We start from the raw sequence: 24,791 nt of genomic DNA, 5'->3' as shown, positions 1-24,791 counted from the left end.
CCTCACCCCAACCCTCTCAGAGCGAGCAAAGCTCGTCTCGGCCCCGCAAGCGGGGCGAGGGAGCAGACCGCAAGCGGGGCTACCATGTTCGACTTGAACGAACTCGAGCGCGCGCACAGGATCGTCGGCACCGCAGTGCCGGCGACGCCGGCGTATGCCTGGCCATTGCTGGCTGAGCGGCTCGGTACCGAGGTCGTGGTCAAGCATGAGAACCACACGCCGACCGGCGCCTTCAAGGTGCGCGGCGGCCTGGTCTATCTCGAGCGGCTGAAGCGCGAGCGGCCCGATGTGCCCGGCATCATCTCGGCGACGCGCGGCAATCATGGCCAGAGCCTGGCGTTTGCCGCGGGGCGTCACGGCGTGCCGGCGGTGATCTATGTGCCGCGCGGCAACTCGGTCGAGAAGAACCGCGCTATGCATGCGTTCGGCGCCGAGCTTGTCGAGCATGGCGAGGACTTTCAGGCCGCGCGCGAAGAGGCCGAGCGCCGCGCCCAGTTCGCCGGCCTGCACATGGTGCCGTCGTTCCACACCGACCTGGTGCTGGGCGTTGCGACCTACGCGCTCGAGCTGTTCCGCTCGGCGCTCGACCTCGACATTCTCTATGTGCCGATCGGGCAGGGCTCCGGCATCTCCGGCTGCATCATAGCGCGCGACCTGCTCGGGCTGAAGACCGAGATCGTCGGCGTGCAGTCGACCGAGGCGCCGTCCTACGCGCTGTCGTTCGCAGCCGGAAGGATCGTGACCACCGAGACCAGCAATACGCTCGCCGACGGCATGGCGACGCGGATTCCCGATGCGGACGCGTTCGCCCTGATCCAGAAGGGCGCATCCCGTATCGTGCAGGTCAGCGACGATGAAGTCGGCCAGGCGATCCGCGCTTACTGGACCGACACCCACAATCTCGCCGAGGGCGCGGGCGCCGCGGCGCTCGCGGCCGCGCTGCAGGAAAAGAGCAAGCTCGCCGGCAAGCGCGTAGGCCTGATCCTGAGCGGCGGCAATATCGATTTCGATCTGTTCCGGACCTGGATCGGGACGGATGCTGCGCCGGCCGCCCAGCGGGCGGTGGCGTGAACAGAATGTAAGGGGACGACCATGAACCAGCCCGCATCCGCCTACTTCCTCGAAGAGCGTCACGATCCGAACGAGACGCACACCCTGTCCGTGCTCGTGCAGAACGAGCCCGGCGTGCTCGCCCGCGTGATCGGCCTGTTCTCCGGCCGCGGCTACAACATCGAAAGTCTCACCGTCTCGGAGACCGAGAGCCAGAAACATCTCTCGCGGATCACGATCGTCACCACGGGCACGCCGATGGTGATCCAGCAGATCAAGCATCAGCTCGACCGCATGATCCCGGTCTACCGCGTCGTCGACATGACGCTGACCGGCAGTTCGATCGAGCGCGAGCTTGCGATGGTCAAGGTGCGGGGCGGTGGCGATCACCGCGTCGAGGCGCTGCGGCTCGCGGATGCGTTCCGCGCCCGGGTGATCGATGCCACGACCGAGAGCTTCGTATTCGAGATCACGGGCAATTCGTCCAAGATCAGTCAGTTCATCGACCTGATGCGCCCCTTGGGCCTGGTCGAGGTGTCACGAACCGGGGTGGCCGCGATCACGCGTGGGCCGGAAGGGATGTGAGTCATGTTGGCGCGCGACTGGTACTACACGCAACGGCGGCAGGTCGGTCTCGATACCGCGGTTGCCTCGATCTATGACGTCAGCGAGGACAGCGATGTCCGTGCCCGCCAGGCGCTGACCATGCTCGGCGTCAAGCCGAGCTGGCGGATCGCCGATATCGGCTGCGGCAACGGCGTGCTGGCGACCGAGGCGGCGCTGATGGGCGCCGAGGTCGACGCCATCGACATCTCGCCGGCGATGATCGGGCTCGCCGAAATCTACGCGCGCGACCGCAAGGCGAAGATCCGGACCCAGCCGGCCGGGCTGTTGTCCTTTGCCTATCAGCCGAATTCCTACGACCTCATCGTCAGCGAGTTCACGCTGCATCATCTGCCGGACTTCTGGAAGGCGGTGGCGCTGTCGCGGATATTCAATGCGCTGAAGCCCGGCGCGAATTTCTATCTGCGCGACATGGTGTTCGTCAGCATGCCCGACGGTGTCGATCGCGATGTCGAGGGCTGGGCCGATTTCTCGATCAAGAACCACGGTTTCGAGCGCGAAAGCGTGATGACCCATATGCGCGACGAATACTCGACCTTCGGCTGGGTGATGGAGCGTATGCTGACCGAGACCGGCTTCACGATGGTCGCCGCCGACTACCACGCGCCGCTGCACGGCACCTATCTGCTGCGCAAACCGAAGCCGGACGAACAGATCTAGATCCCGACCGAAACGGAAGCAAAAGAAGAACAATGAAGCCGGCCGATGTTGGCATCGCCGTCATGGTTGCGGTGATCTGGGGGCTTGCGTTCGTCGCAAGCCGGATCGCGCTCAATGAGTTCTCGCCGGAGCTCATGACGACGCTGCGCTTCGCTATTGCCGCGTTGCCCTGCCTGTTCCTGCGCAAGCCTGATGTCCCCTGGCCGCTATTGATCGCGATCAGCTCCACGCTGTTCCTCGGCCAGTTCCTCGCGCAGGCCTTCGCGATCGCGCACGGCGTCCCGGTCGGACTTTCCAGCGTGGTGGTGCAGAGCCAGGCGCTGTTCACCATCGCGTTCGCCGCGATCGCCTTCGGCGAGATGCCGACGCGGCCGCAGGCGATCGGCGTCGCGATCGCCGCGCTCGGCCTGTTGATGATCTGCGGCACCGTCGGCTATGACTTCAGCGTCACAGCCTTTGCGATTCTGATGATCTGTCCGGTCAGTTTTGCGATCGGCAATCTCCTGCTGCGGCAGGCGCACACAGCGCCGATGTTCGACCTGTTCGCCTGGCTGTGCCTGTGCGCTGCGGTGCCGCTCGCGGTGCTGACCCTGATCAGCAACGGGCCGCAGCCGACCTGGCAGGCGCTGAGCCACATGTCGCTGACCGGGTTCGTCTGCGTGCTCTGCCTCGGCGGCATCTCGACCAGCATCGCCTATTGGCTGTGGGGCCGGCTGCTCAGGGATTATCCGGCGGCACAGGTGGTGCCGTTCGCGCTGCTGGTGCCGTTCGTCGGCTCGGCCGCCTCCAGCATCGTGTTCGGCGAGACATTCGGGCCGCTGCGGCTCGCCGGCATGGTCACGGTCATCGGCGGCATCGCCGTGATGCTGCTGTCGAAGCGGCCAAAAGCGCTGCCGAAAGTTGCGTGAGGGCACCATGTCGAGCTCGCTGCTGTTCGCCTTTGTCGTGTTTGCCGTCGTGATGTTCTTCACCCCGGGCCCCAACAACATCATGCTGCTGTCGTCGGGGCTGACCTATGGCTTCCGCCGCACGGTGCCCCACATCGCCGGCATCACGGTCGGTTTCGCCTTCATGGTCGGCGCGGTCGGCGTCGGGCTCGGGGCCGTCTTCATCGCCTATCCGGTGCTGCAGACGATCCTCAAATATGGCGGCGTCGCCTATCTGGTGTATCTCGCAGCGGTCATCGCCATGGCCGAGCCGCCCTCGGCCGACAAGGGCGACAGGCCCGGCCGCGGCCCGATGACCTTCTGGGGCGCGGCCATGTTCCAGTGGATCAATGCCAAGGGCTGGGTGATGGTGATCGGCACCATCACGGCCTATGCGGCGATTGCCGCCTTCCCCTGGAACATCGCGATCCAGGTCGGCCTCAGCCTGATCCTGGGGACGGTATCCTGCATCGTCTGGGCGCTGTTCGGCACCGCGCTGCGGCCGGTCCTAACCTCACCCCGGGCGATCCGCGCCTTCAACGTGGTGATGGCCATCCTGCTGCTGGCCTCGCTCTACCCGGTCTTCATGGACGCATGATGCCGCACCGCGCCATGCGAGATGAGGGTTTCCCCTGAGCGGGAAAATGCTCTAGACAACGCCGGAAATTCGCGGGCGCCCGGCGGTTCTGACCTTCCGAAAGCCTGATTCATCGGCCGATTTTGGCCCCCTTCAAACGAGGAAACCACGATGCGAGTTTACTACGATCGCGATGCCGACCTGAACCTGATCAAGGGCAAAAAGGTCGCCATCGTCGGCTACGGCAGCCAGGGCCACGCCCATGCGCTGAACCTGAAGGATTCCGGCGTCAAGGACGTGGCGATCGCGCTGCGCAAGGGTTCGGCCTCGGCCAAGAAGGCCGAGAACGCCGGCTTCAAGGTGATGGAAGTCGCTGAAGCCGCCAAGTGGGCCGACCTCGTCATGATGCTGACCCCGGACGAGCTGCAGGGCGACATCTATCGCGAGCATCTGCACGACAACATGAAGAACGGCGCGGCGCTCGTGTTCGCCCACGGCCTCAACGTGCACTTCAACCTGCTCGATCCGCGCGCCGACCTCGACGTGCTGATGATCGCGCCGAAGGGCCCCGGCCACACCGTGCGCTCGGAATATCAGCGCGGCGGCGGCGTGCCCTGCCTGATCGCGATCGCCAAGGATTCCTCGGGCAACGCCCATGACCTCGGCCTCAGCTATGCATCGGCGATCGGCGGTGGCCGCGCCGGCATCATCGAGACCACCTTCAAGGAAGAGTGCGAGACCGACCTGTTCGGCGAGCAGGTCGTGCTCTGCGGCGGCCTGGTCGAGCTGATCAAGGGCGGCTACGAGACGCTGGTCGAGGCCGGCTACGCGCCCGAGATGGCCTATTTCGAGTGCCTGCACGAAGTGAAGCTGATCGTCGACCTGATCTACGAAGGCGGCATCGCCAACATGAACTACTCGATCTCCAACACCGCCGAATACGGCGAGTATGTCACCGGTCCGCGCATCGTCACGGCCGAGACCAAGGCGGAGATGAAGCGCGTCCTCGCCGACATCCAGGGCGGCAAGTTCGCCCGCGACTGGATGCTGGAGAACAAGGTCAACCAGACCTCGTTCAAGGCGACCCGCGCCAAGCTCGCCGCCCATCCGATCGAGGAAGTCGGCGCCAAGCTGCGCGACATGATGCCCTGGATCAAGAAGGGCGCGCTGGTCGACAAGAGCAAGAACTGACAGGCGAAGCCTGTCATTCCGGGGCGGTCCGCGGACCGAACCCGGAATCTCGAGATTCCGGGTTCGCCTCTTCGAGGCGCCCCGGAATGACACGGTGATACAAAAAAAGGGTGGGCGCATTGCCCACCCTTTTTCTTTGTTGCGAAGACGCTGGCGGCGATTATCCCGCCGCCATCGGCTGCTTCTCGATCCTGTTGTGCAGTTGCCAGAACCGCACGGTGCGCTGGGCGGTTTCCAGCGACAGCCGCCGGTAATCGCGTTGCGCGATCTCGATCGTCGCGTGGTCGATGGCATGCGGCAGCGGCCGCTTGCGCAGGATGGTTTCCACCGTCGGCCAGTTCAGCTTTGCCGAGCGGCACGGGATCAACAGCAGGTCAGAGCGCAGCCCGAGCATCAGCCGTTCGATCATCGCGATCGGCATGTCGTTGAGCACGGCGAGCGCGACCGTGACCTCGTCGAACTTGCCTTGCTCAGCGAATTTGTAGACCGCTACATCATCGAGCTCGTTCAGCTGCTTCATCAGCTTGACCAGCTCTTCGGCGATGCCGTAGTTGCGGCGCGGAGCGGCGGCCTCTTCCTGGGCGATGTCGTTCAGCACCTGGCTGATCTCCTCGCGCGCCCGAGGCGAGGCGATCGCGAGCAGGCGGGCGCGCACCGTCTCCTTGGCGCGCAGCAGCAGGTCGCGCAGCAGCTTGGCCGGAATATCGATGCGCAGTCCGAGGATCTCGACCAGCTCGTCGTCGCCTTCGGCGCGGGCGACGATCGTGGAATAGCCCTTGTCGGAGAACTCCGCACCGGCGTTCTTGGCGAGGCGCCGGATCACCCTGTCCTCGCCGCGATCGATGATCACGTCGGTGACGAATGCGGGCAGGTTTTCCCGCGCGGAGATCGCGAACAGATGGTCCTGTCCCTTGCTGCTGGCAATCTCGCGCAGTGCGGCGTTTGAGAGGCGGCTGGAGTGGGTCAGCACTTCGCCGGCGACGCCGATATCGTCGTCCCAGGCAAGGTGATGAATCACATCAAACGGCGCGTAGTCGAGCGGCGCGAGCCGCTTGCTGAGTTCGGCCCGTGCCCGCGTCTCGACGCGCGCCACCAGGAGGCAGAGCACGTCGTCGAACACCTTGACCTGTTCATCGTTGAGGCGGTCGCCGTCGTTCAGGAACAGATCGGTGACCTGCCGCAGCGTCTGCACGCGCTTGGCCGATGTTCCGTCCCGGACCGCATCCTCGAGTTCGGCAATAATCGATTGTGACGCCTGTTGCGCCATCGATGGGCAACCTTGTTTTTGTTGACACCTGTCCGGGCACCATGCACGGCGCGGTCTTACACCTGCGTTAAGGTGGAACCCGGTGCAAATACGGGGTGCATTGCCATCCTTAACGGGCCGCGACCGGATACGATTCAATTCGCGCTTTCGATGCAGCCGCCGAGGCGGGTGCGCTTTAAGGGATTGTTTAGGACGTTGCGCGCCGCGCGACCGCGAAGACCTCGATCGACGCGGCGCGGCCGCGCAATTGCGTCGCGCCGAGCGGCTCGACCACAAAATCCAGCTCCGACGGCAGCAGGCGAAGCAGTTCGCCAGAGATCAGCAGCGGCCGGTCAGCCTCCTTGCAATGCGCCTGCAACCGCGCCGTGACGTTCACGGTGTCGCCGAAATAGGCAATCTGCCGCCGCGAGTCCCCGCATTCGGCGACGACCACCGGACCGGCATGCATTCCGGCACGGAACGCGGGCGCCACGCCGAACTGCTTGCGATAATAGTCGGCTCGCTTGGCGAGGCGATCGGCGATCGCGAACACGCAGCCGAGCCAGCGCAGCGGCTGACCGGCGTCGACCGGCCAGGTCACGATGACCTCGTCGCCGACATAGGCGTGCACCTCGCCGCCATGCGCCACGATCGGCGCGTCGATGTCGGAGAAGAAGCGCGTCAACAGCTCCTGCACGCGCAACTCGCCCATCTGTTCTGCCAGCGTCGTCGAGCCGACCAGATCGAGAAACAGCAGCACGCGCTCCTCGCGCACCGGCTGGCGATAGCGTCCGAGCACGACGTTGAGCAGCGTCCGTCCGCCGATCATCCGCACCAGCTCGTAGATCGCTGTGATCGGGATCGACAGCAGCAGCGAGACGCCGATGATCTTCAGGAAGGTTTCGCGGAAAAATTTCGCGTCGATCCCGTGCTCGTTGAGCACGACCTCCAGCACGATCGCGGCAACCGCGACGGTGACGGCGAGGATAACGGAGCGGGCAAGCAGCTCGACGATGAGCGGCCGTTGCCGCAGCCAGCCACCACGCGCGGCCAGATAGAGGTGCGTGGCCCAGACAATCAGGGTGATGGCGGCGCCCTCAATGGCGCTGCGCCCGTAGTTCGAGACCGAAGCCTCGTTGGGCCGATCGAAGGCATAGCGAAACAGCCCGCCGACGAGCAGGCCGAGCACGACCAGAATGATCACAGGCGTCACGATGCGCCGCATGATTCCTCCACGCCCATGAAATATCCCGCGCGGATCGGGAAGGCCAGCCGGGGTGCGGCCTGACGTGAACGGGATGCATCGTAGGCGCACTCATATATGGTCCGGCTGCAGGACCAATTGGAAAGGGAAGTCGGGCATGACATCGGTTCTCACAACAGGCGCGCGCGGGCAGAGGGCCCTGGTTGCGGCCGCTTTCATCATCGCCGCTTCCTCGGCCTTCGCCGGCGATCAGGGCGATGGCGAGCAGTCCTGCGACGGCAGCACCTACCAGATGGTCGAGTGCCTGAAGGCCAAGACTGCGCAATGGGACAAGCGGATGAACGCCGGCTATCAGCAGGCGCTCAAGGATGCCGCCGGCGACAAGCAGCGCGAGCAGCTGCGCACCGCGCAGCGGCTATGGATCCAGTACCGCGACGCCAACTGCCTGTATTACGACCTCGGCGAGGGCACCATCGCCCGGCTCGATGCCGGCGAATGCATGCGCAGCATGACAGAAGCCCGCGCCAAGGAACTGGAGAATCTCGGCCATCAGTGAGCCATCTTCCGGAGTCAGGACCGCGGTCATGACCGACGGAAAGAGCCAGCACGAATTGACCCAGCTTGCGGAGGAGGCGCTGCGCGCCCAGCCCGGCTGTGAGACCGCGCGCGTGCCGGCGGTCACAGCGCTCCCTGACGCGCAGATCGGGCGCAACTGGGAGATTCCGAACGTCGTGCTCGGCGACAGCCTGATCAGCGACGTCGACCGTGCGGTGCTGTCGGTTCATCGCCGGCTCGGCCGCAAGTTTCATTTGGTGTGAGGTGGCCCGATCTTAGCCCGCCTGCGCCTCGCGTGGCGCGGGCCGCGCGGCCATGCTGATCATCCTGAGCGCGAACACCGCGGCGAGCGGCACGAGAAATAGCGCGTAGAGCGGCATCTCCGGGATCCGCTTGCCGAACGAGACCGTGAACTGCAGCAGCAGATAGTAGCCGCCGATCAGATGCAGCCTGCGCCAGGCGCCTGAACCGAGCAGCGCAGCCGTGCGGTCGAACGACGTCGCGGTCAGCGCGATGATGACGAGATAGCCGATGCCGCCGAAAATGTAGGAGACGGCGGAGGTCGCGGCCGCGAAGCCGGCTGGATCGAGCATTGCGAACGCAGTGATCGCGACCGCATGGATGGCGTGCGACGCGGCGAAGGTGACGCCAAGGTAACGGCGATTGCGGCGCTGCCAGTGGGTCCAGGCGCTCGGCCAGAGCCGCGCCAGCGCTGCGGCGGAGAAGGCGAGGCAGAACAACAGCAGCGAGGTTCGCGCCGTGAAACGGATCACCATCCGCACGCCCTCGACCTCGAATTGGCGCATCGCGGCGATCCAGATCGAAAGCCCGATCAGGGTCAGCGTGAGCAGGCCGAACAGCCGCCAGCCCTCGAACCAGTTCCGACGTGTCGTCATGTCCTGCCTCCTGATGTTGATGTAATCACCAATTACATTTCGCGATCGCGTGCGGTCAATCCGTGTAATCGGTGCTTACATTCACAAGCGGGTGATGCTAGGGGCATGATCCGGAAAAGTGCGAAGCGGTTTTCCCTCGCGACAAACGCGAAGCGTTTGCGCGGAGATCATGCTCAAACAAAGAGCCAAAGTGAGATGCGCCGTCCCGCCAAGAGCCCGCCTGCCGGAGGCCGACCCGCCAAGCCGCGTCCGTCCATCGCGGCGCGGGCGCCGGCGGCCAAGCCGTATCATCACGGTGACCTGCGCCGTGTCCTGATCGATGCGGCCATGCAACTGGTCGGCGAAGGCGGGCCGGAGGCGGTCAGCGTGCGCGAGGCCGCGCGCCGCGCCGGGGTTTCGCCGGGGGCCCCGTTCCGGCATTTCCCGAGCCGCGATGCCCTGATGAATGCGGCGGCCGAGGAGGCGCAGCGCCGCTTCCGCGCCGAGATCGAGGCGGCGCTGGCCGATGCGCCGCCGGGCGATCCGCTCGGCCGCTTCCGTTGCCTCGGGATCGCCTATCTGCGCTGGGCTATGAAGAACCCGACCCATTTCGAGATCATCTCCAGCCGCCGCTTCTTCGACCACGACCGCTCGGCCGGGGTCTCCAGTGACAATGCCGAGTTGATCGGCCTGACCGAGCGCACGCTGGCGGAGGCATTTGCGGCCGGCCAGCTCGGCGCGCGCGACCTGAAGCAGGTCCAGATCGCCGGCCGCGCGCTGGTCTACGGTTTTGCGCGGATGCACATCGACGGCCATATGCCGCGCTGGGGCGTCGGTGAAGCCGAGGTCGAGCGGATGGCGGCCGATGTCGTCGACCTCTTCATCGCGGGCATCAAAAGGCGTACCTCCCAATTCTAAGCACCGCGTTGGCCGAAGAGGACTTCGGGGCGGGCAAATTCATTGCGCGTTCATGACGATTCAATTACGATTTTATGACACGGCGCAGACACCGGCTGTGCGGTGTGCCTCCTGGCCTTTGCCAGTCAAGGCCGTGGCATTGCGCCGGGTAGTATTGCGTCCCGCCCATGGCGCCCGCGCCTCAGCAAAACTCTTCCGTCGCCGCACTGGCCGGCGGTCTTGCCGCGATCGGCATCTGGCGGTTGACGGCGGTCGCCGCGCCGCATCTCGGCGCGTTGATCCTGATGTTGCGGACCGAGACCGATTTCGGCTCGCGGCTCTGCTTCCTGCTGACCTGGGGAATCCTCAACTTCCTGTTCATCGCGCTGCTGCGCCGGCCCGCGTTGTCGGGCGCGCTGTCGCTGACGCTGGTCGTGGTGCTGGTGCTGCTGTCGCGGTTCAAGCACGACGTGGTGCAGATGACCGCGAACTTCGTCGACCTGATGGTGATCGATCGCGACACCGCCGCGTTCCTGCTCACGATCTTTCCGAACCTGCGCTGGTCGATCATCGGCGCCGGCCTTGTCACGCTGCCCTTGATGTACGCGCTGTGGTGGCTCGATCCGTTCCGCATCCGCCGCCTGCCGGCCGCGGCTGCCTGCCTTGCCTGCACCGCAGCGCTCTCAGCTTACGCCTTCGCCTGGCCGGATGAAGCCTGGCGCGGCTACTATGACGACGGCTATCTGTCGAAGTTCGCGCGCTCCGGCGTGACGGCGGTGTCGGACTTCGTCGCCTATGGCTTCATGGAGTCGGATCCCTCGGCGAGTGATCAGCTCAAGATGCCGCTGGTGGAAGCCTGCCATCCCGCCGGGCGGCGGCCGAACATCATCATGATCCATGATGAATCGAGCTTCGACATCCGTACCGCACCCGGCGTCAAGGTCCCGCCCGGATATGGCAGCCACTTCAAATCCTATGACGGCGTCGAGCGCAAATTCCTCGCCGAAAGCAATGGCGGGCCGAGTTGGTTCACCGAGTACAACGTGCTTGCGGGATTGTCCTCGCGCTCGTTCGGCCGGTTCGCCTATTTCGTCACCCGCATCGCGTCAGGCCGGGTCGAGCGTGGCTTGCCGCTGGCGCTGCGCCGCTGCGGCTACGACACGCTGTCGCTGTATCCGGCGTTCGGCGCCTTCATGAGTGCGCGCAGCTTCCAGACCACGACCGGCATCCAGCATTTCTACGACGCGCATGATCTGCATGCGAAGGACGTCGAGCCCGACAGCTTCTTCTACGACAAGGCGCTGAAGCTGATGGCCGAGCAGAAGACACTCAATGCGCCGCTGTTCACCTTCGTCTATCTCGCCGCCAATCATTTCCCGTGGGAGACGAAATTCCGTCCCGAGCTGCTGCCGGCATGGAAGCGGCCGGGCAACACGCCGTCGGTCGACGAATATCTGCGCCGGCAGAGCATGAGCGCCAACGACTATGCCGGCTTCGTCGCGGCGCTGAAGAAGAAATTCCCGGCGCAGCCGTTCCTGATCGTGCGCTACGGCGATCACCAGCCGGAGTTCTCGCCGCAGTTGCTCGATCCCGAACTCGACGAGGCCGGCATCGGCAAGAAGCTGATGGATTACGACCCGCGCTACTACGCGACATACTACGCGATCGATGCCGTCAACTTCGAGCCGGTGAAGAGCCCGGCGGTGATGGACACCATCGATGCGGCCTATCTGCCGCTGGTGATTCAGGAAGCCGCGGGCATTCCGCTCGATCCCTCGTTCGAGGAGCAGAAGGCGATCATGCTTCGCTGCAACGGCGCGTTCTATTCCTGCAGGGACGGCGCAGAAGCGCGCCGCTTCAACCGCCTGTTGATCGACGCGGGGATCATCAAGGGACTGTAAGGCGCACACGCGTTCTCCACCGTCATTGCGAGGAGCGTAGCGACGAAGCAATCCATCTCTCCTCGCATGCGGAGAGGTGGATTGCTTCGCTTCGCTCGCAATGACGGCGGGTGTATTATTTTCCCCCGACCTTCTCCCACAGCCAGCGCGCCACGGCGTCGGGCGACGATGATGCGTCATTGCCCGACGCGCGCAGGTTTGCCTCGCGCATCTCGGCGATACCGATCTTGCCGAGCAGCGGCCGCAGCGCTGCCTTGAGCGCTTCGTCGTCACGCCGCTTCGGTGACAGCAGCACGATCGCGTCATAGGGCGGGATCGCGTGCCTGTCGTCCGCGAGCGCGACGAGGTCGTATTTCGCGATCAGCCCGTCGCTGGTATAGCCCGCGATGACGTCAACCTCGCCGGAGGCGACCGCGGCATACATGAAATCCGGCTGCATCGTCCGTTGGGCGCGGAACGCCAGCCCATAGGCCTTCTGGATCCCGGCCCATTCCGGCCGCGAGAAGAATTCGTAGTCGCCGGCGATCGACATCGTCGCGGCGTGTGAGGCGAGGTCGGCGATCGAATGGATGCCGAGCTGATCGGCGCGCGTCTTCGGCATCACAAGCGCATAGGCATTCTCGAAGCCGAGCTCGCCGAACAAAGTGATGTCCTGCTTCTCCAGCGTCGACTTCAGCTCGCTCAGCAGTTCGGCGCGGGGCCAGATGTCGCTGTGATGGAACTGGTTGGCCCACAGCGTGCCGGAATAATCGACATAGACGTCGATATCGCCGGCTGCGAGCGCATCGAAGATCACGTTGGAGCCGAGGCCGGCGCGGGTCGTCGTCGGCAGCCCGGCCGCTTGCAGCCGCTGCGCCATCAGCGCCAACAGCACATATTGCTCGGTGAAGGTCTTGGCGCCGACCACGTAGCGCGCCTGCGGACGTGCGAGCGCCGGAACCAGCGTCGCCGCGATCAGCGCGGCAATACCGAGCCCGCCGAGCGCGGCGCGGATGCGGCTGCGATTGCGCAAGCCGTTCTCGATCAGCGCCAGCAACTGGTCGACGACCAGCGCAAGCACGGCGGCGGCGAAGCAGCCGAACAGCACGAACACCCAGTTCTGGGTCTGCAGCCCCGCGAAGATGTAATTGCCGAGGCTGGTCTGGCCGATCGGCGTCGACAGCGTCGCGGTGCCGATCACCCACACCGCGGCGGTGCGAATCCCCGCCATCATCACCGGCAGCGCCAGCGGCAGCTCGACCATGGTGAGCGATTGCCGTGGTGTCATCCCGACGCCCTCGGCGGCCTCCAGCACCGCCGGATCGACGCCCGACAGGCCGGTGATGGTGTTGCGCAACACCGGAAGCATCGAATAGAGCGCGAGCGCCAGCACTGCGGGCAGGAAGCCGAAGGCGGAGAAGCTGAAGCCGAGCCACGCCGCGGTCACGGCAGTGAGCGCCAGCAGCAGCGGATAGAACAGCGCGAGCAGCGCCAGACCGGGCACCGTCTGCACGATGCTGGCAAGTCCGAGCAGCGCGCCGCGCAGCACCGGCCGGTTGCGGGCGATGATCGCAAGCGGCAGGCTGATCAGAAGCCCGAGCGCCAGCGCGGCGACGCTGACCCGGACATGATTGCCGAGGTAATCAGGCAGGTGCGCAAGCGCTTCGCTCCAGCGTGGATCGCTCATGCCGAGGCGTCCCGCGGCAGCAATGCGCCGAGGCGCTCGGCGTGTCGCCGCGGTGTCCGCAGGAGTTCGCCGACATAGGCGTCGGTGTTGCGCGCAAGCTCCGCGGCGGTGCCCAAGGCGAGCAGCCTGCCGCCGCGCATCACCGCGACCCGGTCGGCCAGCAGCAGCGCCTCGGTCATGTCGTGGGTGATCATGACCGTGGTCAGGCCGAGCTTACGGTGCAGCGTGCGATAGTCGTCACCGAGCGCGTCGCGGGTCAGCGGATCGAGCGCGCCGAACGGCTCGTCCATCAGCACGATGCGCGGCTTCGCAGCCAGCGCACGCGCGACGCCGACGCGTTGGCGTTGGCCGCCGGAGAGTTCGTGCGGCAGGCGGTCGCGATGTTGGGCGCGGTCGAGCCGCGCGAGATCGAGCAGTTCGTCGACCCGCGCGGAGATCTCCGGCTGCGGCCAGCCGAGCAGCCTTGGCGTGATGCCGATATTGCCGGCGACGGTGAGATGCGGAAACAGCCCGCCGCTCTGGAAGACATACCCGATGCGGCGCCGCAGCAGGATCGGATCGACGCGGCTGACGTCTTCGCCCTCGACGGCGATCTGGCCGCGGTCGGCTTCGATCAGGCGGTTGGCCAGCCTGAGCAGCGTCGTCTTACCGGAGCCCGAGCCGCCGACGATAGCCAGAAATTCACCCTCGGCGACGTCAAGCGAGACGTCGTCGACCGCCACCACGCGACCATTGTCAAAACTCTTGCCGACATGCGCGTAGGCGATCAGCGGCGTTGCGGGCATTCTCTAGCCATTCCTGGAGGACCTCCGGTCTCTCACTATCGTGAACGACAGTGATAGCCCATAAAATGGACTTTGACTTGAGGTGCACGCGCCTGCATCACGCGGTTTCGCAGGCTGTTCCAGTTGGGCAAGCGAAGCGGGTCAGCCCCCTCGGGGGCTGTGAGCACACATCACACTTCGTTCTTGGGTACGTATTTGCCCATGATGCACTTATAGCTCTGCAAGCGCCAATCGTGATACGGCCCCTTGGCGAGCCAGTCGGCGATGCCGATTTGGGCACTCACGGCGCAGGCGCCCATGGTGATGCCGGATTGGTCGCTGTTGGTGACGACCTTTTCCATGCAGAGCTGAGCATTGCAGAGGATGGCGACGAGCGTAACGAGCATGATGGTGTTTATCCGTAGGATTAACCCGGTCTGAACCGAATCATGCACGGTTCATGCCATTATCAGCGACTTTGGTGTCGCAGCCGGCAAGACCGGGAAGGTACGGCTGAACGAATCACGTGCCCGCCAACGCGTAGCCGCACGCCCGCAGATACGCTATAATTGCTCCCCAACTACGACGTGAGATCGGGGCGAGTGAGGAACGTTGCGCGGTCGGGGGCTGCATCGATGATGACGTTACCTGAGTTGGCGGCAGGTGCTTTGGAGAAGTTTCTCGCCACGCACGTCAGCCGCACCTTCGGGGCCTCGCAGGCGCGCTTTGGCGAACTCCTGCCGGCTGCCGCGCGCATCGCGCTGGAATGCATCGGCAACAGCGATGCGCTCTACCACAATGTCGAGCATACGATGCTGGTCACGCTGGCCGGGCATGACATCATCCGCGGCCGCGCGCTGCATACCCACGTCACCGCGGAGGATTACACCCACACCATCATCGCCTGCCTGACGCACGACATCGGCTATGTGCGCGGCCTGCTGAAGGGCGATGGACCCGATGGCTACGTCATCGATGCCGCCGGCAACAAGGTCGTGCTGCCGCGCGGCTCGTCGGATGCCGGCCTGATGCCGTATCACGTCGATCGCTCGAAGCTCTATGTGCTGGACAGGCTCGAGGCCGTGCTGCCGCTCGATCGCGAGCGCGTCGCGCGCAACATCGAGGGCACGCGGTTTCCATCGCCCGAAGGCCAGCAATATGATGACGAGGCGGCGATCGTGCGGGCGGCCGATTTCATCGGGCAACTCGGCGATCCCAACTACATCAGGAAAGCCAACGCGCTCTATCACGAGTTCGAGGAAGTCGGCATCAACCGTCAGCTCGGCTATGAATCGCCGGCGGACATCGTCGACCGTTATCCGCAATTCTACTGGAATATGGTTGCGCCGCACATCCAGGGCGCCATCAACTGCCTGAACATGACGGCAAGCGGCCGTCAGTGGATTGCGAACCTCTACAGCAACGTGTTCCGTGCGGAGCGCGAGGTCACTCTGTCCGGCCCGCAAATCTGACGCAAGGCGCGAGGGCCGCGGCCTTTCAGCACGGCTTGCCCTGCGTTCCCCGGTCGATTGCGCGGCTTCCACATTTAGGCCTGCTTCTTCGTTGCACAGTCCGTGGAAATCGGCGACCTTGCGCCATGGACTTCTCCAACGACCGTGTTCGCGACCGTTTCAGCATGATCTCCCGTTTCGCTCAATTGATTGCGGTTGCCGTCGTCTGCTGGCCTGCGCTCGCGGTGGCCGCCGGCCCGGTCTACGACGTCGACCTGTATGCATTGATGTCCGGCACCTGCCGCAACGTCACCGTCGCCGGCCGCAACTATACCTGCAAGGCGGTGGCCTATTTCCACACCCTGCGCGGCCGTTCCGAATTCACCGTGGTGCTCGACGATCCCGCCGACAAGAGCCACATCGTCTCGTTCTCCGGCGAGAGTACCGAGCGCACCCAGGACAATCTGTTCGAGCTTGCAGTCGATCGCATGTTGCTGAAGTCGAGCGACCGTCCGCGTGTCGATGGACTGCCGGTGCCGCTGGTCGAGATGTCGACAGGCTCCTGCCGCCAGGTCGGAAGCTTCGTCACGCGGCAGGTGTCGACCATCACCTGCGCTGCCACCGACCAGAATGGCAGGAAGTACGATCTCAGCTTCGAGTCGGACGGCTCGCCGATGACCCTGCGCCGGTTGCGGCAATCGACGCTACCCTCGGAGCGGCAGCGGGCGCGGCAGATCGCGCAGCTCGAATGCCGTCTCAAGGCGCGTGCCGCGCAGGTGCTGCCGCGGGACACGACGGCCTTCATGATCCGCTGTCTGGGGGAAGACGATGGCAAGCCGGCCGGCGAGCAACGTTAGCCGGGCGCTCGCCGGTCCGCACCAAGCTGGAGGAGCACGCGATGCGCTTGAAACTCACCATGCTCGCCGCCATCGGCGTCGGCATCGCCGGGCCCGCCGCCGCGCAAATGTACGATCCGAATTATCCGGTGTGCATGGAAGTCTATGGCGGCCGGCTGACGCCCGAATACATCGATTGCAGCTTCACGTCGCTTCCGCAATGCCAGGCAACGGCCTCGGGACGATCGGCGAAATGCTCGGTCAATCCTTTCTACAAGGGCCCGAGACCGCAGCCCAGGGAGCGCGTCAAGCGACACCGTCAACCTGCCAACTAGCGCGCTCGCGCATCGGCACGTCGTCAGCGTGCGCTGGTCCGCATGGCGGTCGCGCCGCCCCTGATGTTGACTAACTCCGGCAGTTGTGAGGAACCTCCTGCCACGACAAGGAGGCACCGATGCGCCTGAAACTGTTCGCGATCGCCGCAGCAGCGGTCGCCCTGGCCGGACCTGCCGCCGGGCAGGCCTACGATCCGAACTATCCAGTGTGCATGCATGTTTATGAGGGCCGGCAGGGCGGAAACTACATCAATTGCAGCTTCACCTCGATCCCGCAGTGCCAGGCCACCGCCTCGGGCCGGAGCGCGATCTGCTCGGAGAATCCCTTTTTCGCGCCGCCGCCCCCGAAACGCCGGGCATACCGCGGACGGCATCACGCGCGCTGACGCGGGGCCGTCTCGCGCGTCGAACACCAGCCGCAAGGCCCGCGCCTCGGGGAAGCTGCACCCAGCCGCCATCGCGGGCCGCGGCGCCGTATCAGGCAGACATTAACGAATCCTGACGATAATGCGGGTTCCCTTGGTTGAGGGCCGCGTTCGGCAAGATCGACACACGCCTCGAATTCGGCCACAACTAACGCGATAGTTACGTATTCCATTGCTGGATTCGTCTCGACGGGACGCACGCACCCTCGCCAGGATCGGCCTGGTCGGCAGCAATCAGATCGCGTCAAGACTTGCGAAGGAATTCCATGACTGCAAGCTGGGTCTATTCCCTGGTCGACAGCGGCATCAAGTCCGACATGCTCAACTTTGCTGCGGACGGGGTTTTCACCTACGCCGAAGCCTATAACTTGCTGGCCGACGTCGCCAATCGCGGCAGCGTGACCGCCAATGAGCTGAACTCGCTGCAGGTGATCGCGGCCAATCTGAACAGCGGTCTTTCCACGTCGGACTATGTCTCCCATCTTTTCCTCCAGCTCGTTGACGGGAATCCGGCGAACGCCACCTGGACGGGGGGCAGTACGGTACATGTCACGCTAGGCAATCTGCAGGTCGGCACGACGTCGACGCAGATGTCCGAGCTGATCGGAAAGTGGTTCTTGGGAACCGATCTTCCGGATCCGACCTTGCCGCCGGATGCGAACGGCTGGACATTGCAGGGCTACAGCGCGGTTGTCGGACCGTTGTATTCCTCGGCGGGCGCAGCCACCGTCAACGACATCTGTCAGGGAGCCGACGGCGATTGCGAATTGATGTCGGGATTGATCGACGCCGTCGTCTTTCATCCCCAGGTCATGAGTTCCATGATCGTGGACAACGGAAACGGCACCTATGGCGTGCGCTTCTATGTCAATGGTCAGGAGACATGGGAAACCGTCAACAGCGTGTTTCCGGTCGTCAGTGGGACCGAACTCGACTATGCCCACAACTACAATGAGCAACCCACTGCGATGTGGGTTGCATTGGTGGAGAAGGCGTACGCGCAGCTCAGCGCAACGGGGCAGATCGGGCACCCGGCGGTCAACGGCTACAACAACATCTCCGCGGATCCTCCGACCAACGTCCTGGAGAATCTGACCGACGCGACCAGCGTCAACTATTACATGAGCAGCGCGTCCGATTGGTATAGCAACAAGTCCGTCTATATCGCTGCGCTCGCCAGCTACGATGACGTCATCCTCGAGATTCCCTCGACGTCGCCGTACACCTATGACAGCGCCGGAAATATCCAGCTGGTCCCGGATCACGCGTTCGGAGTCGTCGGCTATGACAGCGCGACGGGCAATTTCATCGTTCGCAATCCATGGGGCAACAGCTATCCCGGCCAGAACTGGGATGTGCAATTCGAAGTATCGCTCACCCAGATCGCCAGCGAGGACGGCGACTTCGTCATCGACAATTCCGGCGCCGTCGATGTCGCGCCGACCGTGGTCGTATCCAACATCACCGGCCGCGTGCAAACCTCGCTTGCAGCATCGTCCATCTTCTATGTGACGAGCGGCGGCCTGCCGGTGACCGAGTATGCGCTTTGGGACTCCACCGGCAACGGCCACTTCACCGTGGGCGGAGTGGCGCAGGCAAACGGGGTCGAGATCGACGTCGCGGCCTCACAGTGGTCCAACATTGCCTATCAGTTCGGTCCCGCGAGCGACCAGCTGTGGGTGCGGGCGTTCAATGGCGTATTCTGGAGCACCTGGGCCCAATTCACGGCAGTCCCGGAAGGGCCCGTGGTGACGGTCGCAAATATGACGGCATCGCACGGCCAGAGCTTTGCCGCGTCGTCGCTGTTCACCTATTATGACCCGTTCGGCCTCGCAGCCAGCGAATACGACGTCTGGGACGCCGGCACCGGCGGCGGCCACTTCGTTCTGAACGGGGTGGTGCTTGCCGCCAATCAGGACAACTACATCACGGCTGCGCAGCTGTCGTCATTGACCTATCAGTCCGGTTCGGGCGCAGACACGCTCTGGATCCGGGCCAACGACTCGACGGTATGGGGACAGTGGTCGAACGCCTTTACCGTCACTGCTCCGGTCGACAGCGGTCCCGTCGCGATGGTGTCGAACATCGTTGCGGCTCACGGCCAGAGTTATGCGGCCACGTCTCTGTTCACCTACAGCGACCCGTTCAGCAGTCCTGCAACGCTATATGACGTTTGGGACAAGGGAACAGGTGGCGGACACTTCGTCCTGAACGGGGTGGCGCTGTCGATCAACCAGGACAACTACATCACGTCCGCCCAGCTGACGTCGCTGAGCTATCAATCCGGCTCCGGCGCCGACACGCTCTGGATCCGGGCCAATGACGGCACGGTGTGGGGCGCATGGTCGAATCCCTTCACCGTCAGCGCCCCTATTGACAGCGGGCCCGTTGAGACGGTGTCGAACATCGTCGCGCCGCACGGCCAGAGCTATGCGGGCTCGTCGCTGTTCACCTACAGCGATCCGTTCAACAGCCCGGCCGTCGAGTACGACGTCTGGGACAGCGGCACCGTCGGCGGGCACTTCGTTCTGAACGGAGTGGTGCTGTCGGCCAATCAGGATAATTACATCACGGCCGCACAGCTGGCGTCGCTGAGCTATCAATCCGGCTCCGGCATCGACACGCTCTGGATCCGCGCCAATGACGGCACCGTGTGGGGGGCGTGGTCGAGCCCCTTCACCGTCAATGCTCCGGTCGACAACGGCCCCGTCGAGACGGTATCGAACATCGTCGCGCCGCACGGCCAGAGCTACGCGGTCTCGTCGCTGTTCACCTACAGTGATCCGTTCAACAGCGCCGCGACCCAATACGACGTCTGGAACACGGGCACGGGAGGCGGGCACTTCGTTCTCAACGGCGCGGCGCTGTCGACCAACCAGGACAATTACGTCACGGCTGCCCAGCTCGCCTCGCTCAGCTATCAATCCGGCTCCGGCATCGACACGCTGTGGGTCCGCGCGAACGACGGCACCGTCTGGGGAGCATGGTCGAGAGCCTTCACCGTGTCCGCGCCGCTCGACAGCGGGCCCGTCGAGGCGGTGTCGAACATTGTTGCGGCTCACGGCCAGAACTATGCGGCCTCGTCGCTGTTCACCTACAGCGATCCGTTCAATAGCGCTGCGACCCAATATGATGTCTGGGACACGGGCGCAGGTGGCGGGCACTTCATTCTGAACGGAGTGGCGCTGTCGACCAACCAGGACAATTACGTCACGGCTGCCCAGCTCGCGTCGCTGAGCTATCAATCCGGTTCGGGAGCGGACACGCTGTGGGTCCGCGCCAACGACGGCACCGTCTGGGGAGCGTGGTCGAGTGCCTTCACCGTGACCGCGCCGATCGATAGCGGTCCGGTCGTGACGCCGACCAATTCAAGCGCGCTGTCCGTTCAAGGCCAGACCTTCGCGGTGTCCTCGCTCTTCAGCTATTCGGATCCGTTTGGCAGTTCCGCGACATCGTATGATGTCTGGAATAGTGGCGGCGGGAACGGCTACTTCACGCTGAACGGTGTCACGCTCGGCGCAAATCAGGACAACATCGTCTCGGCCTCGCAGCTCTCCCAGCTTGCCTATCACGTCGGATCGGGCACCGACACGCTCTGGATCAAGGCCAATGACGGGACCGTCTGGGGCGCCTGGTCCAGCGCCTTCACGATCAGCGATCCCTCGATCATTGCAGCCGGACAGACCCTCGAGCTTCCATCAGCGAGCTCGGCTCAGATCTCCTTTGCGGCAGACTCCGGAACGCTCAGGCTCGATGACCCCGCCAGCTTCTCCGGCACCGTCGCCGGCATGACGGGAGCCGACACGATCGATTTCGCCAACATCAATTTTGCGGCCGGGCAGACCGTTGGCTTCGCCGGCAACGGCGCAGGCGGATCAATTGCGGTCTCGGACGGCGTCCACGCCGCCAGCATCGCCTTGCTCGGAAACTACATGGCATCCACCTTCGTCGCCGCGAGCGATGGACATGGCGGCACGGCCATCACGGTGCATCCCGATCAGGTCGCAACGCTCGCCCCGCCGCAACATGCGTGAGCAGGCTGCGGCTGCAGGCCGCAGCCGCCTGCCTACGCAGGTGTGCCCATCGTATAGGGCTTCAGCACCGCATAAAGGAAATCGTGCGTCGGGGTCGGCACGCCGAGCTTGCGGCCGAGCTCGACCACCTTGCCGTTCAGCCAGGGCAGCTCGAGCCGGTTGCCGCGCTCGAGATCGAGCGCCATCGACGCCTTCATCGCCGGCGGCGCGTGTCCGATGAAGTCGAGCACCTTCGCAAGCGGGTCCGGCGGCAGCTTGATGCCGCTGGCATTGGCAATGGCGATGATCTCCTCGCAGGCCGACACGAACAGCGGGCGCAGGTCGGGATCGTCGCGCAGCCTGCCGATCGGCTGGCGGGTGACCGCGGTCATCCCGGCATTGGTGGCGAGGCCTACGAACTTCATCCAGAGCTCGGTGTTGATCCGCTCGCTCAGCGTCGCATCGAACCCGGCCTTCAGGCAGAGCTCGAGCAGCGCCTTGCCGCGCGGCGTGATGCGGCCGTCGAGCTCGCCGAAGATCATGCGCATGAAGGTGCCGACCTGATTGATCACGCCGGGCTTGATGATCGAGGCCGAGATCTGCGCCACGCCGCCCATTACGGCGTTGCGGCCGAGGATCGGGATCAGCCGGTCGGGCGCGTCGATGCCGTTCTGCAGCGGGATCACGGCAGTATCAGGACCGACCATCGGCTTGATGTGCGCGCCGGCGCTTTCGACGTCCCACAGCTTGACGCAGAACAGCACGATATCGACCGGCCCGACGCTTGCGGGGTCGTCGGTCGCCTGGGTCGGGACCAGATGGGATTCTCCGCGGCCGCCCTGAACCTGCAGGCCCTCGCTGCGCATGGCCGCGAGGTGGGCGCCGCGCGCGATAAAGGTGACGTCGGCTCCGGCATGCGCCAGCGCCGCACCAAAGCCGCCACCGACACCTCCGGCGCCTACCACTGCGATCCGCATGATGATCTCCTTGTCTACCGTGTTGGTCCGCAGCCTCGACGATGTTGTTGCAATGCGCAACCCGATTTGCCTGAAAACCGCGTGACCACGGCCTGCGCCATCTTCATGCGTTGAACTTGCTGGCCCGAACCGGTAAGCCATCTCCGAAAATTTCGGGAGGAATCGTGGCGATGACGGAGCCGACGGCGGTCGCGCTTGACGGTGCGACGGTGGCGTTTCGGTTGGCGGATGGACGCGTCTATACCGCGGTCGAGCAGGCCAATCTTGCGGTCGATCACGGCGAGTTCGTCGCCATTGTCGGCCCGACCGGATGCGGAAAGTCGACGCTGCTCAACGTCACCGCGGGACTGTTGAAGCCCGCCGCAGGAACGGTGCGGATTTTCGACAAGCTGCTGAACGGCCTTAACCGCGATGCCGGCTACCTGTTCCAGGCCGATGCGCTATTCCCTTGGAAGACCGCGATCGACAACGTCGCGATCGGGCTCGAGATCCGGGGCACGCCGCGCGCTGAGGCGCTCGCGCGCGCGCAGAAATGGCTGACCTCGGTTGGGCTCGGCGCCTTCGCGGGCCGCTATCCGCACATGCTGTCGGGCGGCCAGCGCAAGCGCGTGGCGCTGGCGCAGGTCCTGATCCGCGATCCGAAGATCCTCTTGATGGACGAGCCGTTCGGCCCGCTCGATGCCCAGACCCGGCAGATCATGGGCAATCTGCTGCTGGAATTGTGGACCGCCGACCGCAAGGCGGTGCTGTTCGTCACCCACGATCTCGAGGAGGCGATCGCGCTGGCCGACCGCGTCGTGATCATGTCGGCCGGCCCTTCGGCGCGCATCATTGGCGACTGGCGCATCACGCTGCCGCGGCCGCGCGACATCGCCGAGGTCAGGATGGAGAAGGACTTCCATGCCCTGCACCGCGAGATCTGGGGCGTGCTGAAGGACGAGGTGATGAAGGGCTACGTGCAATCGACGCAGGCGGGAGCCGCCTGATGTCGCGCGTGACTTTGCTGGCCCTGCAGGTCCTGGTCGCCGTCGTCACGCTGGCGTTGTGGCAGGTCTTTTCCACCGTGCCGCTGTTCGGCAAGGTGCTGCTGCCGCCGTTCTTCTTCTCCAACCCGGTCGACGTCTTCAGCCAGATTGTAAAGTGGTTCTCGACAGGGGTGATCTGGAAGCATCTTGCGATCACGCTGTGGGAATCGATCCTCGCCTTCGTGATCGGCTCGGCCGGCGGCATCCTGGTCGGCTTCTGGTTCGCACGGCAGCCGCGCGTTGCCGCGGTGTTCGATCCCTATGTGAAGATGGTCAACGCGCTGCCGCGCGTGGTGCTGGCGCCGATCTTCGCGCTGTGGTTCGGGCTCGGCGTCTGGTCCAAGGTCGCGCTCGGCGTGACCCTGGTGTTCTTCATCGTGTTCTTCAACGTCTATCAGGGCGTCAAGGAAGTGCCGACCACGGTGCTCGACAACGGCCGCATGCTCGGCATGAACGAGCGCCAGCTGATGCGGCACGTCTACTGGCCCTCGGCGCTGTCCTGGATGTTCTCCTCGCTGCACACCTCGGTCGGCTTTGCCGTGGTCGGCGCCGTGGTCGGCGAATATCTGGGATCTGCGGCCGGCCTCGGCTATCTGATCCAGCAGGCCGAAGGCGTGTTCGACGTCGCGGGCGTGTTCGCCGGCATGTTCGTGCTGTCGGCGTTCGTGATCCTGATCGACATGGGCGTGACGATGGTGGAGAAGCGGCTGCTGGTGTGGCGGCCGACGGCGGCGGCGCGGGACTAGGTCTTCGCCGGCGCAGCCTCCATCAGCCCGCGGATCTTCTCCGTCACCTCGGGGTCGATCGGATTGTAGACGATCATGCTGAGATCGGACCGGCCGTCGACGGCGAAGGCCGAATATTCGAACTTGACCGGGCCGAGGATCGGGTGCCGGAGCTGTTTGACGCCCTCGCCATGGGTGCGCACGTCGTTGTCGCGCCACAGCGCCGCGAATTCCGGGCTGAGCCGGCAGAGTTCGTCGACGAAGGGTTGCACCTCCGCAGCCGCGCCGGCGCGCATCGCGTCAACCCTGAAGGCGCCGACGACGAAGCGCGCCACGCTGGCCCAGTCGTGTTGCGCAGCGCGGACGCGCGGATCGAGGAACATGAAGCGCAGCACGTTGCGTTCGCGCGGCGGCAGCGATCCGTAATCCGTCAGCATCACGGTCGCCGCCCGGTTCCAGGCGACGATGTCCCAGGTCGCGGTTCTGACCACCGCGGGGCGCGGCTCCAGCGCATCGAGCACGCGTTGCAGTCGCGGCGTCACGCCTTCATTCTTCTGGTAGCGCACCTCGGGCGTGCGGCCGAGGCCGAGCAGGAACAGATGCTCGCGTTCGACGTCGGTCAGCATCAGCGCCCGCGCGATGCGGTCGAGCACGTCGGCCGACGGCGCGCCGCCGCGGCCCTGTTCGAGCCAGGTGTACCAGGTCGCGCTGATGTTGGCGCGCTGCGCCACTTCCTCGCGGCGCAGGCCCGGCGTGCGCCGCCGCTCCGGCGGAAAGCCGAAGGTTGCCGGATCGAGCTTGCTGCGGCGGTCTTTCAGGTAGGCGCCGAGCAAGTTCTCATGCGCGAGCGGTTCGCTCATCCTGTTAG

General features: G+C 64.8%; 25 protein-coding genes. 17 read left to right on the top strand and 8 right to left on the bottom strand.

Going from position 1 to position 24,791, the window contains the following annotated elements; translation table 11 throughout:
- Positions 1–84 precede the first annotated feature (84 nt).
- From QDT69_RS13160 to ilvC, 6 genes are all read left to right on the top strand, one after another.
- Positions 85–1,071 (top strand): threonine dehydratase, encoded by a 987-nt coding sequence (locus tag QDT69_RS13160; protein ID WP_279706953.1) that lies wholly within the window; start codon positions 85–87, stop codon positions 1,069–1,071.
- A 21-nt stretch (positions 1,072–1,092) separates the two neighbouring features.
- Complete coding sequence (ilvN, locus tag QDT69_RS13155) at positions 1,093–1,635, top strand: acetolactate synthase small subunit (protein WP_016841057.1); 543 nt, start codon at positions 1,093–1,095, stop codon at positions 1,633–1,635.
- Positions 1,636–1,638: 3 nt separating this feature from the next.
- Entirely contained in the window at positions 1,639–2,334 is a 696-nt protein-coding gene (locus QDT69_RS13150; protein WP_279706952.1) for a class I SAM-dependent methyltransferase, read from the top strand.
- A gap of 32 nt (positions 2,335–2,366) precedes the next feature.
- Complete coding sequence (locus QDT69_RS13145) at positions 2,367–3,242, top strand: EamA family transporter (protein ID WP_279706951.1); 876 nt, start codon at positions 2,367–2,369, stop codon at positions 3,240–3,242.
- A 7-nt stretch (positions 3,243–3,249) separates the two neighbouring features.
- Complete coding sequence (locus QDT69_RS13140; RefSeq protein ID WP_279706950.1) at positions 3,250–3,858, top strand: LysE family translocator; 609 nt, start codon at positions 3,250–3,252, stop codon at positions 3,856–3,858.
- Between the two features lie 150 nt (positions 3,859–4,008).
- Positions 4,009–5,028: a ketol-acid reductoisomerase gene (ilvC, locus tag QDT69_RS13135; protein ID WP_279706949.1), complete on the top strand. Its 1,020-nt coding sequence runs from the start codon at positions 4,009–4,011 to the stop codon at positions 5,026–5,028.
- A 160-nt stretch (positions 5,029–5,188) separates the two neighbouring features.
- Here ilvC and QDT69_RS13130 read toward each other — a convergent pair whose 3' ends face one another.
- Together QDT69_RS13130 and QDT69_RS13125 are read right to left on the bottom strand one after the other, a co-directional pair.
- Positions 5,189–6,433 carry a DUF2336 domain-containing protein gene (locus QDT69_RS13130; protein WP_279706948.1) on the bottom strand — a complete coding sequence of 415 codons (1,245 nt, stop codon included), beginning with the start codon at positions 6,431–6,433 and terminating at the stop codon, positions 5,189–5,191.
- A 49-nt stretch (positions 6,434–6,482) separates the two neighbouring features.
- Entirely contained in the window at positions 6,483–7,499 is a 1,017-nt protein-coding gene (locus QDT69_RS13125) for an adenylate/guanylate cyclase domain-containing protein (RefSeq protein WP_279706947.1), read from the bottom strand.
- Between the two features lie 136 nt (positions 7,500–7,635).
- Here QDT69_RS13125 and QDT69_RS13120 point away from each other — a divergent pair, with 136 nt between their 5' ends.
- A complete protein-coding gene (locus tag QDT69_RS13120) occupies positions 7,636–8,034 on the top strand; it encodes a lysozyme inhibitor LprI family protein (RefSeq protein ID WP_279706946.1) in 399 nt (132 codons plus the stop codon).
- A gap of 28 nt (positions 8,035–8,062) precedes the next feature.
- Positions 8,063–8,296: a hypothetical protein gene (locus QDT69_RS13115; RefSeq protein WP_279706945.1), complete on the top strand. Its 234-nt coding sequence runs from the start codon at positions 8,063–8,065 to the stop codon at positions 8,294–8,296.
- Between the two features lie 12 nt (positions 8,297–8,308).
- On the opposite strand, the gene QDT69_RS13110 is transcribed toward QDT69_RS13115, so the two are convergent.
- Positions 8,309–8,929, bottom strand: coding sequence for a hypothetical protein (locus QDT69_RS13110; protein WP_279706944.1), 621 nt, complete (start codon positions 8,927–8,929; stop codon positions 8,309–8,311).
- 195 nt (positions 8,930–9,124) lie between these two features.
- On the opposite strand from QDT69_RS13110, the gene QDT69_RS13105 reads away from it, so the two are divergent.
- Together QDT69_RS13105 and QDT69_RS13100 are read left to right on the top strand one after the other, a co-directional pair.
- Entirely contained in the window at positions 9,125–9,826 is a 702-nt protein-coding gene (locus QDT69_RS13105; RefSeq protein ID WP_279706943.1) for a TetR/AcrR family transcriptional regulator, read from the top strand.
- A gap of 167 nt (positions 9,827–9,993) precedes the next feature.
- Complete coding sequence (locus tag QDT69_RS13100; protein ID WP_279706942.1) at positions 9,994–11,706, top strand: sulfatase-like hydrolase/transferase; 1,713 nt, start codon at positions 9,994–9,996, stop codon at positions 11,704–11,706.
- A 115-nt stretch (positions 11,707–11,821) separates the two neighbouring features.
- On the opposite strand, the gene QDT69_RS13095 is transcribed toward QDT69_RS13100, so the two are convergent.
- From QDT69_RS13095 to QDT69_RS13085, 3 genes are all read right to left on the bottom strand, one after another.
- Positions 11,822–13,372, bottom strand: coding sequence for an ABC transporter permease/substrate-binding protein (locus tag QDT69_RS13095; protein ID WP_279706941.1), 1,551 nt, complete (start codon positions 13,370–13,372; stop codon positions 11,822–11,824).
- Positions 13,369–14,157 (bottom strand): ATP-binding cassette domain-containing protein, encoded by a 789-nt coding sequence (locus tag QDT69_RS13090; RefSeq protein ID WP_279706940.1) that lies wholly within the window; start codon positions 14,155–14,157, stop codon positions 13,369–13,371. Before QDT69_RS13090 ends, QDT69_RS13095 begins: the two co-directional genes overlap by 4 nt.
- Positions 14,158–14,327: 170 nt before the next feature.
- On the bottom strand, positions 14,328–14,543 hold the full coding sequence (locus tag QDT69_RS13085) for a hypothetical protein (protein WP_074131807.1): 216 nt from the start codon (positions 14,541–14,543) through the stop codon (positions 14,328–14,330).
- Between the two features lie 228 nt (positions 14,544–14,771).
- Between QDT69_RS13085 and QDT69_RS13080 the strand changes: the two genes are divergently transcribed.
- From QDT69_RS13080 to QDT69_RS13060, 5 genes are all read left to right on the top strand, one after another.
- Positions 14,772–15,608, top strand: a complete 837-nt coding sequence (locus QDT69_RS13080) for a hypothetical protein (protein WP_050628434.1) — start codon at positions 14,772–14,774, stop codon at positions 15,606–15,608.
- Positions 15,609–15,733: 125 nt separating this feature from the next.
- Positions 15,734–16,444 carry a hypothetical protein gene (locus QDT69_RS13075; RefSeq protein ID WP_279706939.1) on the top strand — a complete coding sequence of 237 codons (711 nt, stop codon included), beginning with the start codon at positions 15,734–15,736 and terminating at the stop codon, positions 16,442–16,444.
- Between the two features lie 41 nt (positions 16,445–16,485).
- Positions 16,486–16,758 (top strand): DUF3551 domain-containing protein, encoded by a 273-nt coding sequence (locus QDT69_RS13070; RefSeq protein ID WP_279706938.1) that lies wholly within the window; start codon positions 16,486–16,488, stop codon positions 16,756–16,758.
- Positions 16,759–16,877: 119 nt separating this feature from the next.
- Complete coding sequence (locus QDT69_RS13065) at positions 16,878–17,144, top strand: DUF3551 domain-containing protein (RefSeq protein WP_279706937.1); 267 nt, start codon at positions 16,878–16,880, stop codon at positions 17,142–17,144.
- A gap of 305 nt (positions 17,145–17,449) precedes the next feature.
- Positions 17,450–21,217, top strand: a complete 3,768-nt coding sequence (locus QDT69_RS13060) for a C2 family cysteine protease (protein ID WP_279706936.1) — start codon at positions 17,450–17,452, stop codon at positions 21,215–21,217.
- A gap of 32 nt (positions 21,218–21,249) precedes the next feature.
- Here the strand turns inward: QDT69_RS13060 and QDT69_RS13055 are convergent, their stop codons facing one another.
- On the bottom strand, positions 21,250–22,173 hold the full coding sequence (locus QDT69_RS13055) for a 2-dehydropantoate 2-reductase (RefSeq protein WP_279706935.1): 924 nt from the start codon (positions 22,171–22,173) through the stop codon (positions 21,250–21,252).
- A gap of 170 nt (positions 22,174–22,343) precedes the next feature.
- On the opposite strand from QDT69_RS13055, the gene QDT69_RS13050 reads away from it, so the two are divergent.
- The gene (locus tag QDT69_RS13050; RefSeq protein WP_279706934.1) at positions 22,344–23,159 is read left to right on the top strand and encodes an ABC transporter ATP-binding protein; all 816 of its coding nucleotides are present in this window, start codon (positions 22,344–22,346) and stop codon (positions 23,157–23,159) included.
- A complete protein-coding gene (locus tag QDT69_RS13045) occupies positions 23,159–23,944 on the top strand; it encodes an ABC transporter permease (RefSeq protein ID WP_279706933.1) in 786 nt (261 codons plus the stop codon). Before QDT69_RS13050 ends, QDT69_RS13045 begins: the two co-directional genes overlap by 1 nt.
- Here QDT69_RS13045 and QDT69_RS13040 read toward each other — a convergent pair.
- Complete coding sequence (locus QDT69_RS13040) at positions 23,941–24,783, bottom strand: helix-turn-helix transcriptional regulator (RefSeq protein WP_279706932.1); 843 nt, start codon at positions 24,781–24,783, stop codon at positions 23,941–23,943. The genes QDT69_RS13045 and QDT69_RS13040 overlap by 4 nt on opposite strands.
- Positions 24,784–24,791: the final 8 nt, after the last annotated feature.

Origin of the sequence: Bradyrhizobium sp. CER78 (assembly GCF_029846235.1) — a bacterium.
Classification (GTDB): Bacteria; Pseudomonadota; Alphaproteobacteria; order Rhizobiales; family Xanthobacteraceae; genus Bradyrhizobium.
This window is presented reverse-complemented; position numbering and strand designations above follow the sequence as displayed.

What these genes read in the sequence shown, in the direction of transcription:
- QDT69_RS13045 (WP_279706933.1), top strand. Translation starts at nt 23,159, where the DNA reads ATGTCGCGCGTGACTTTGCTGGCCCTGCAGGTCCTGGTCGCCGTCGTC.
- ilvC (WP_279706949.1), top strand. Translation starts at nt 4,009, where the DNA reads ATGCGAGTTTACTACGATCGCGATGCCGACCTGAACCTGATCAAGGGC.
- QDT69_RS13075 (WP_279706939.1), top strand. Translation starts at nt 15,734, where the DNA reads ATGGACTTCTCCAACGACCGTGTTCGCGACCGTTTCAGCATGATCTCC.
- QDT69_RS13115 (WP_279706945.1), top strand. Translation starts at nt 8,063, where the DNA reads ATGACCGACGGAAAGAGCCAGCACGAATTGACCCAGCTTGCGGAGGAG.
- QDT69_RS13060 (WP_279706936.1), top strand. Translation starts at nt 17,450, where the DNA reads ATGACTGCAAGCTGGGTCTATTCCCTGGTCGACAGCGGCATCAAGTCC.
- QDT69_RS13100 (WP_279706942.1), top strand. Translation starts at nt 9,994, where the DNA reads ATGGCGCCCGCGCCTCAGCAAAACTCTTCCGTCGCCGCACTGGCCGGC.
- QDT69_RS13040 (WP_279706932.1), bottom strand. Translation starts at nt 24,783, where the DNA reads ATGAGCGAACCGCTCGCGCATGAGAACTTGCTCGGCGCCTACCTGAAA.
- QDT69_RS13055 (WP_279706935.1), bottom strand. Translation starts at nt 22,173, where the DNA reads ATGCGGATCGCAGTGGTAGGCGCCGGAGGTGTCGGTGGCGGCTTTGGT.
- QDT69_RS13125 (WP_279706947.1), bottom strand. Translation starts at nt 7,499, where the DNA reads ATGCGGCGCATCGTGACGCCTGTGATCATTCTGGTCGTGCTCGGCCTG.
- QDT69_RS13095 (WP_279706941.1), bottom strand. Translation starts at nt 13,372, where the DNA reads ATGAGCGATCCACGCTGGAGCGAAGCGCTTGCGCACCTGCCTGATTAC.
- QDT69_RS13080 (WP_050628434.1), top strand. Translation starts at nt 14,772, where the DNA reads ATGATGACGTTACCTGAGTTGGCGGCAGGTGCTTTGGAGAAGTTTCTC.
- QDT69_RS13070 (WP_279706938.1), top strand. Translation starts at nt 16,486, where the DNA reads ATGCGCTTGAAACTCACCATGCTCGCCGCCATCGGCGTCGGCATCGCC.
- QDT69_RS13150 (WP_279706952.1), top strand. Translation starts at nt 1,639, where the DNA reads ATGTTGGCGCGCGACTGGTACTACACGCAACGGCGGCAGGTCGGTCTC.
- QDT69_RS13110 (WP_279706944.1), bottom strand. Translation starts at nt 8,929, where the DNA reads ATGACGACACGTCGGAACTGGTTCGAGGGCTGGCGGCTGTTCGGCCTG.
- QDT69_RS13085 (WP_074131807.1), bottom strand. Translation starts at nt 14,543, where the DNA reads ATGCTCGTTACGCTCGTCGCCATCCTCTGCAATGCTCAGCTCTGCATG.
- QDT69_RS13050 (WP_279706934.1), top strand. Translation starts at nt 22,344, where the DNA reads ATGACGGAGCCGACGGCGGTCGCGCTTGACGGTGCGACGGTGGCGTTT.
- QDT69_RS13160 (WP_279706953.1), top strand. Translation starts at nt 85, where the DNA reads ATGTTCGACTTGAACGAACTCGAGCGCGCGCACAGGATCGTCGGCACC.
- QDT69_RS13065 (WP_279706937.1), top strand. Translation starts at nt 16,878, where the DNA reads ATGCGCCTGAAACTGTTCGCGATCGCCGCAGCAGCGGTCGCCCTGGCC.
- ilvN (WP_016841057.1), top strand. Translation starts at nt 1,093, where the DNA reads ATGAACCAGCCCGCATCCGCCTACTTCCTCGAAGAGCGTCACGATCCG.
- QDT69_RS13140 (WP_279706950.1), top strand. Translation starts at nt 3,250, where the DNA reads ATGTCGAGCTCGCTGCTGTTCGCCTTTGTCGTGTTTGCCGTCGTGATG.
- QDT69_RS13120 (WP_279706946.1), top strand. Translation starts at nt 7,636, where the DNA reads ATGACATCGGTTCTCACAACAGGCGCGCGCGGGCAGAGGGCCCTGGTT.
- QDT69_RS13145 (WP_279706951.1), top strand. Translation starts at nt 2,367, where the DNA reads ATGAAGCCGGCCGATGTTGGCATCGCCGTCATGGTTGCGGTGATCTGG.
- QDT69_RS13090 (WP_279706940.1), bottom strand. Translation starts at nt 14,157, where the DNA reads ATGCCCGCAACGCCGCTGATCGCCTACGCGCATGTCGGCAAGAGTTTT.
- QDT69_RS13105 (WP_279706943.1), top strand. Translation starts at nt 9,125, where the DNA reads ATGCGCCGTCCCGCCAAGAGCCCGCCTGCCGGAGGCCGACCCGCCAAG.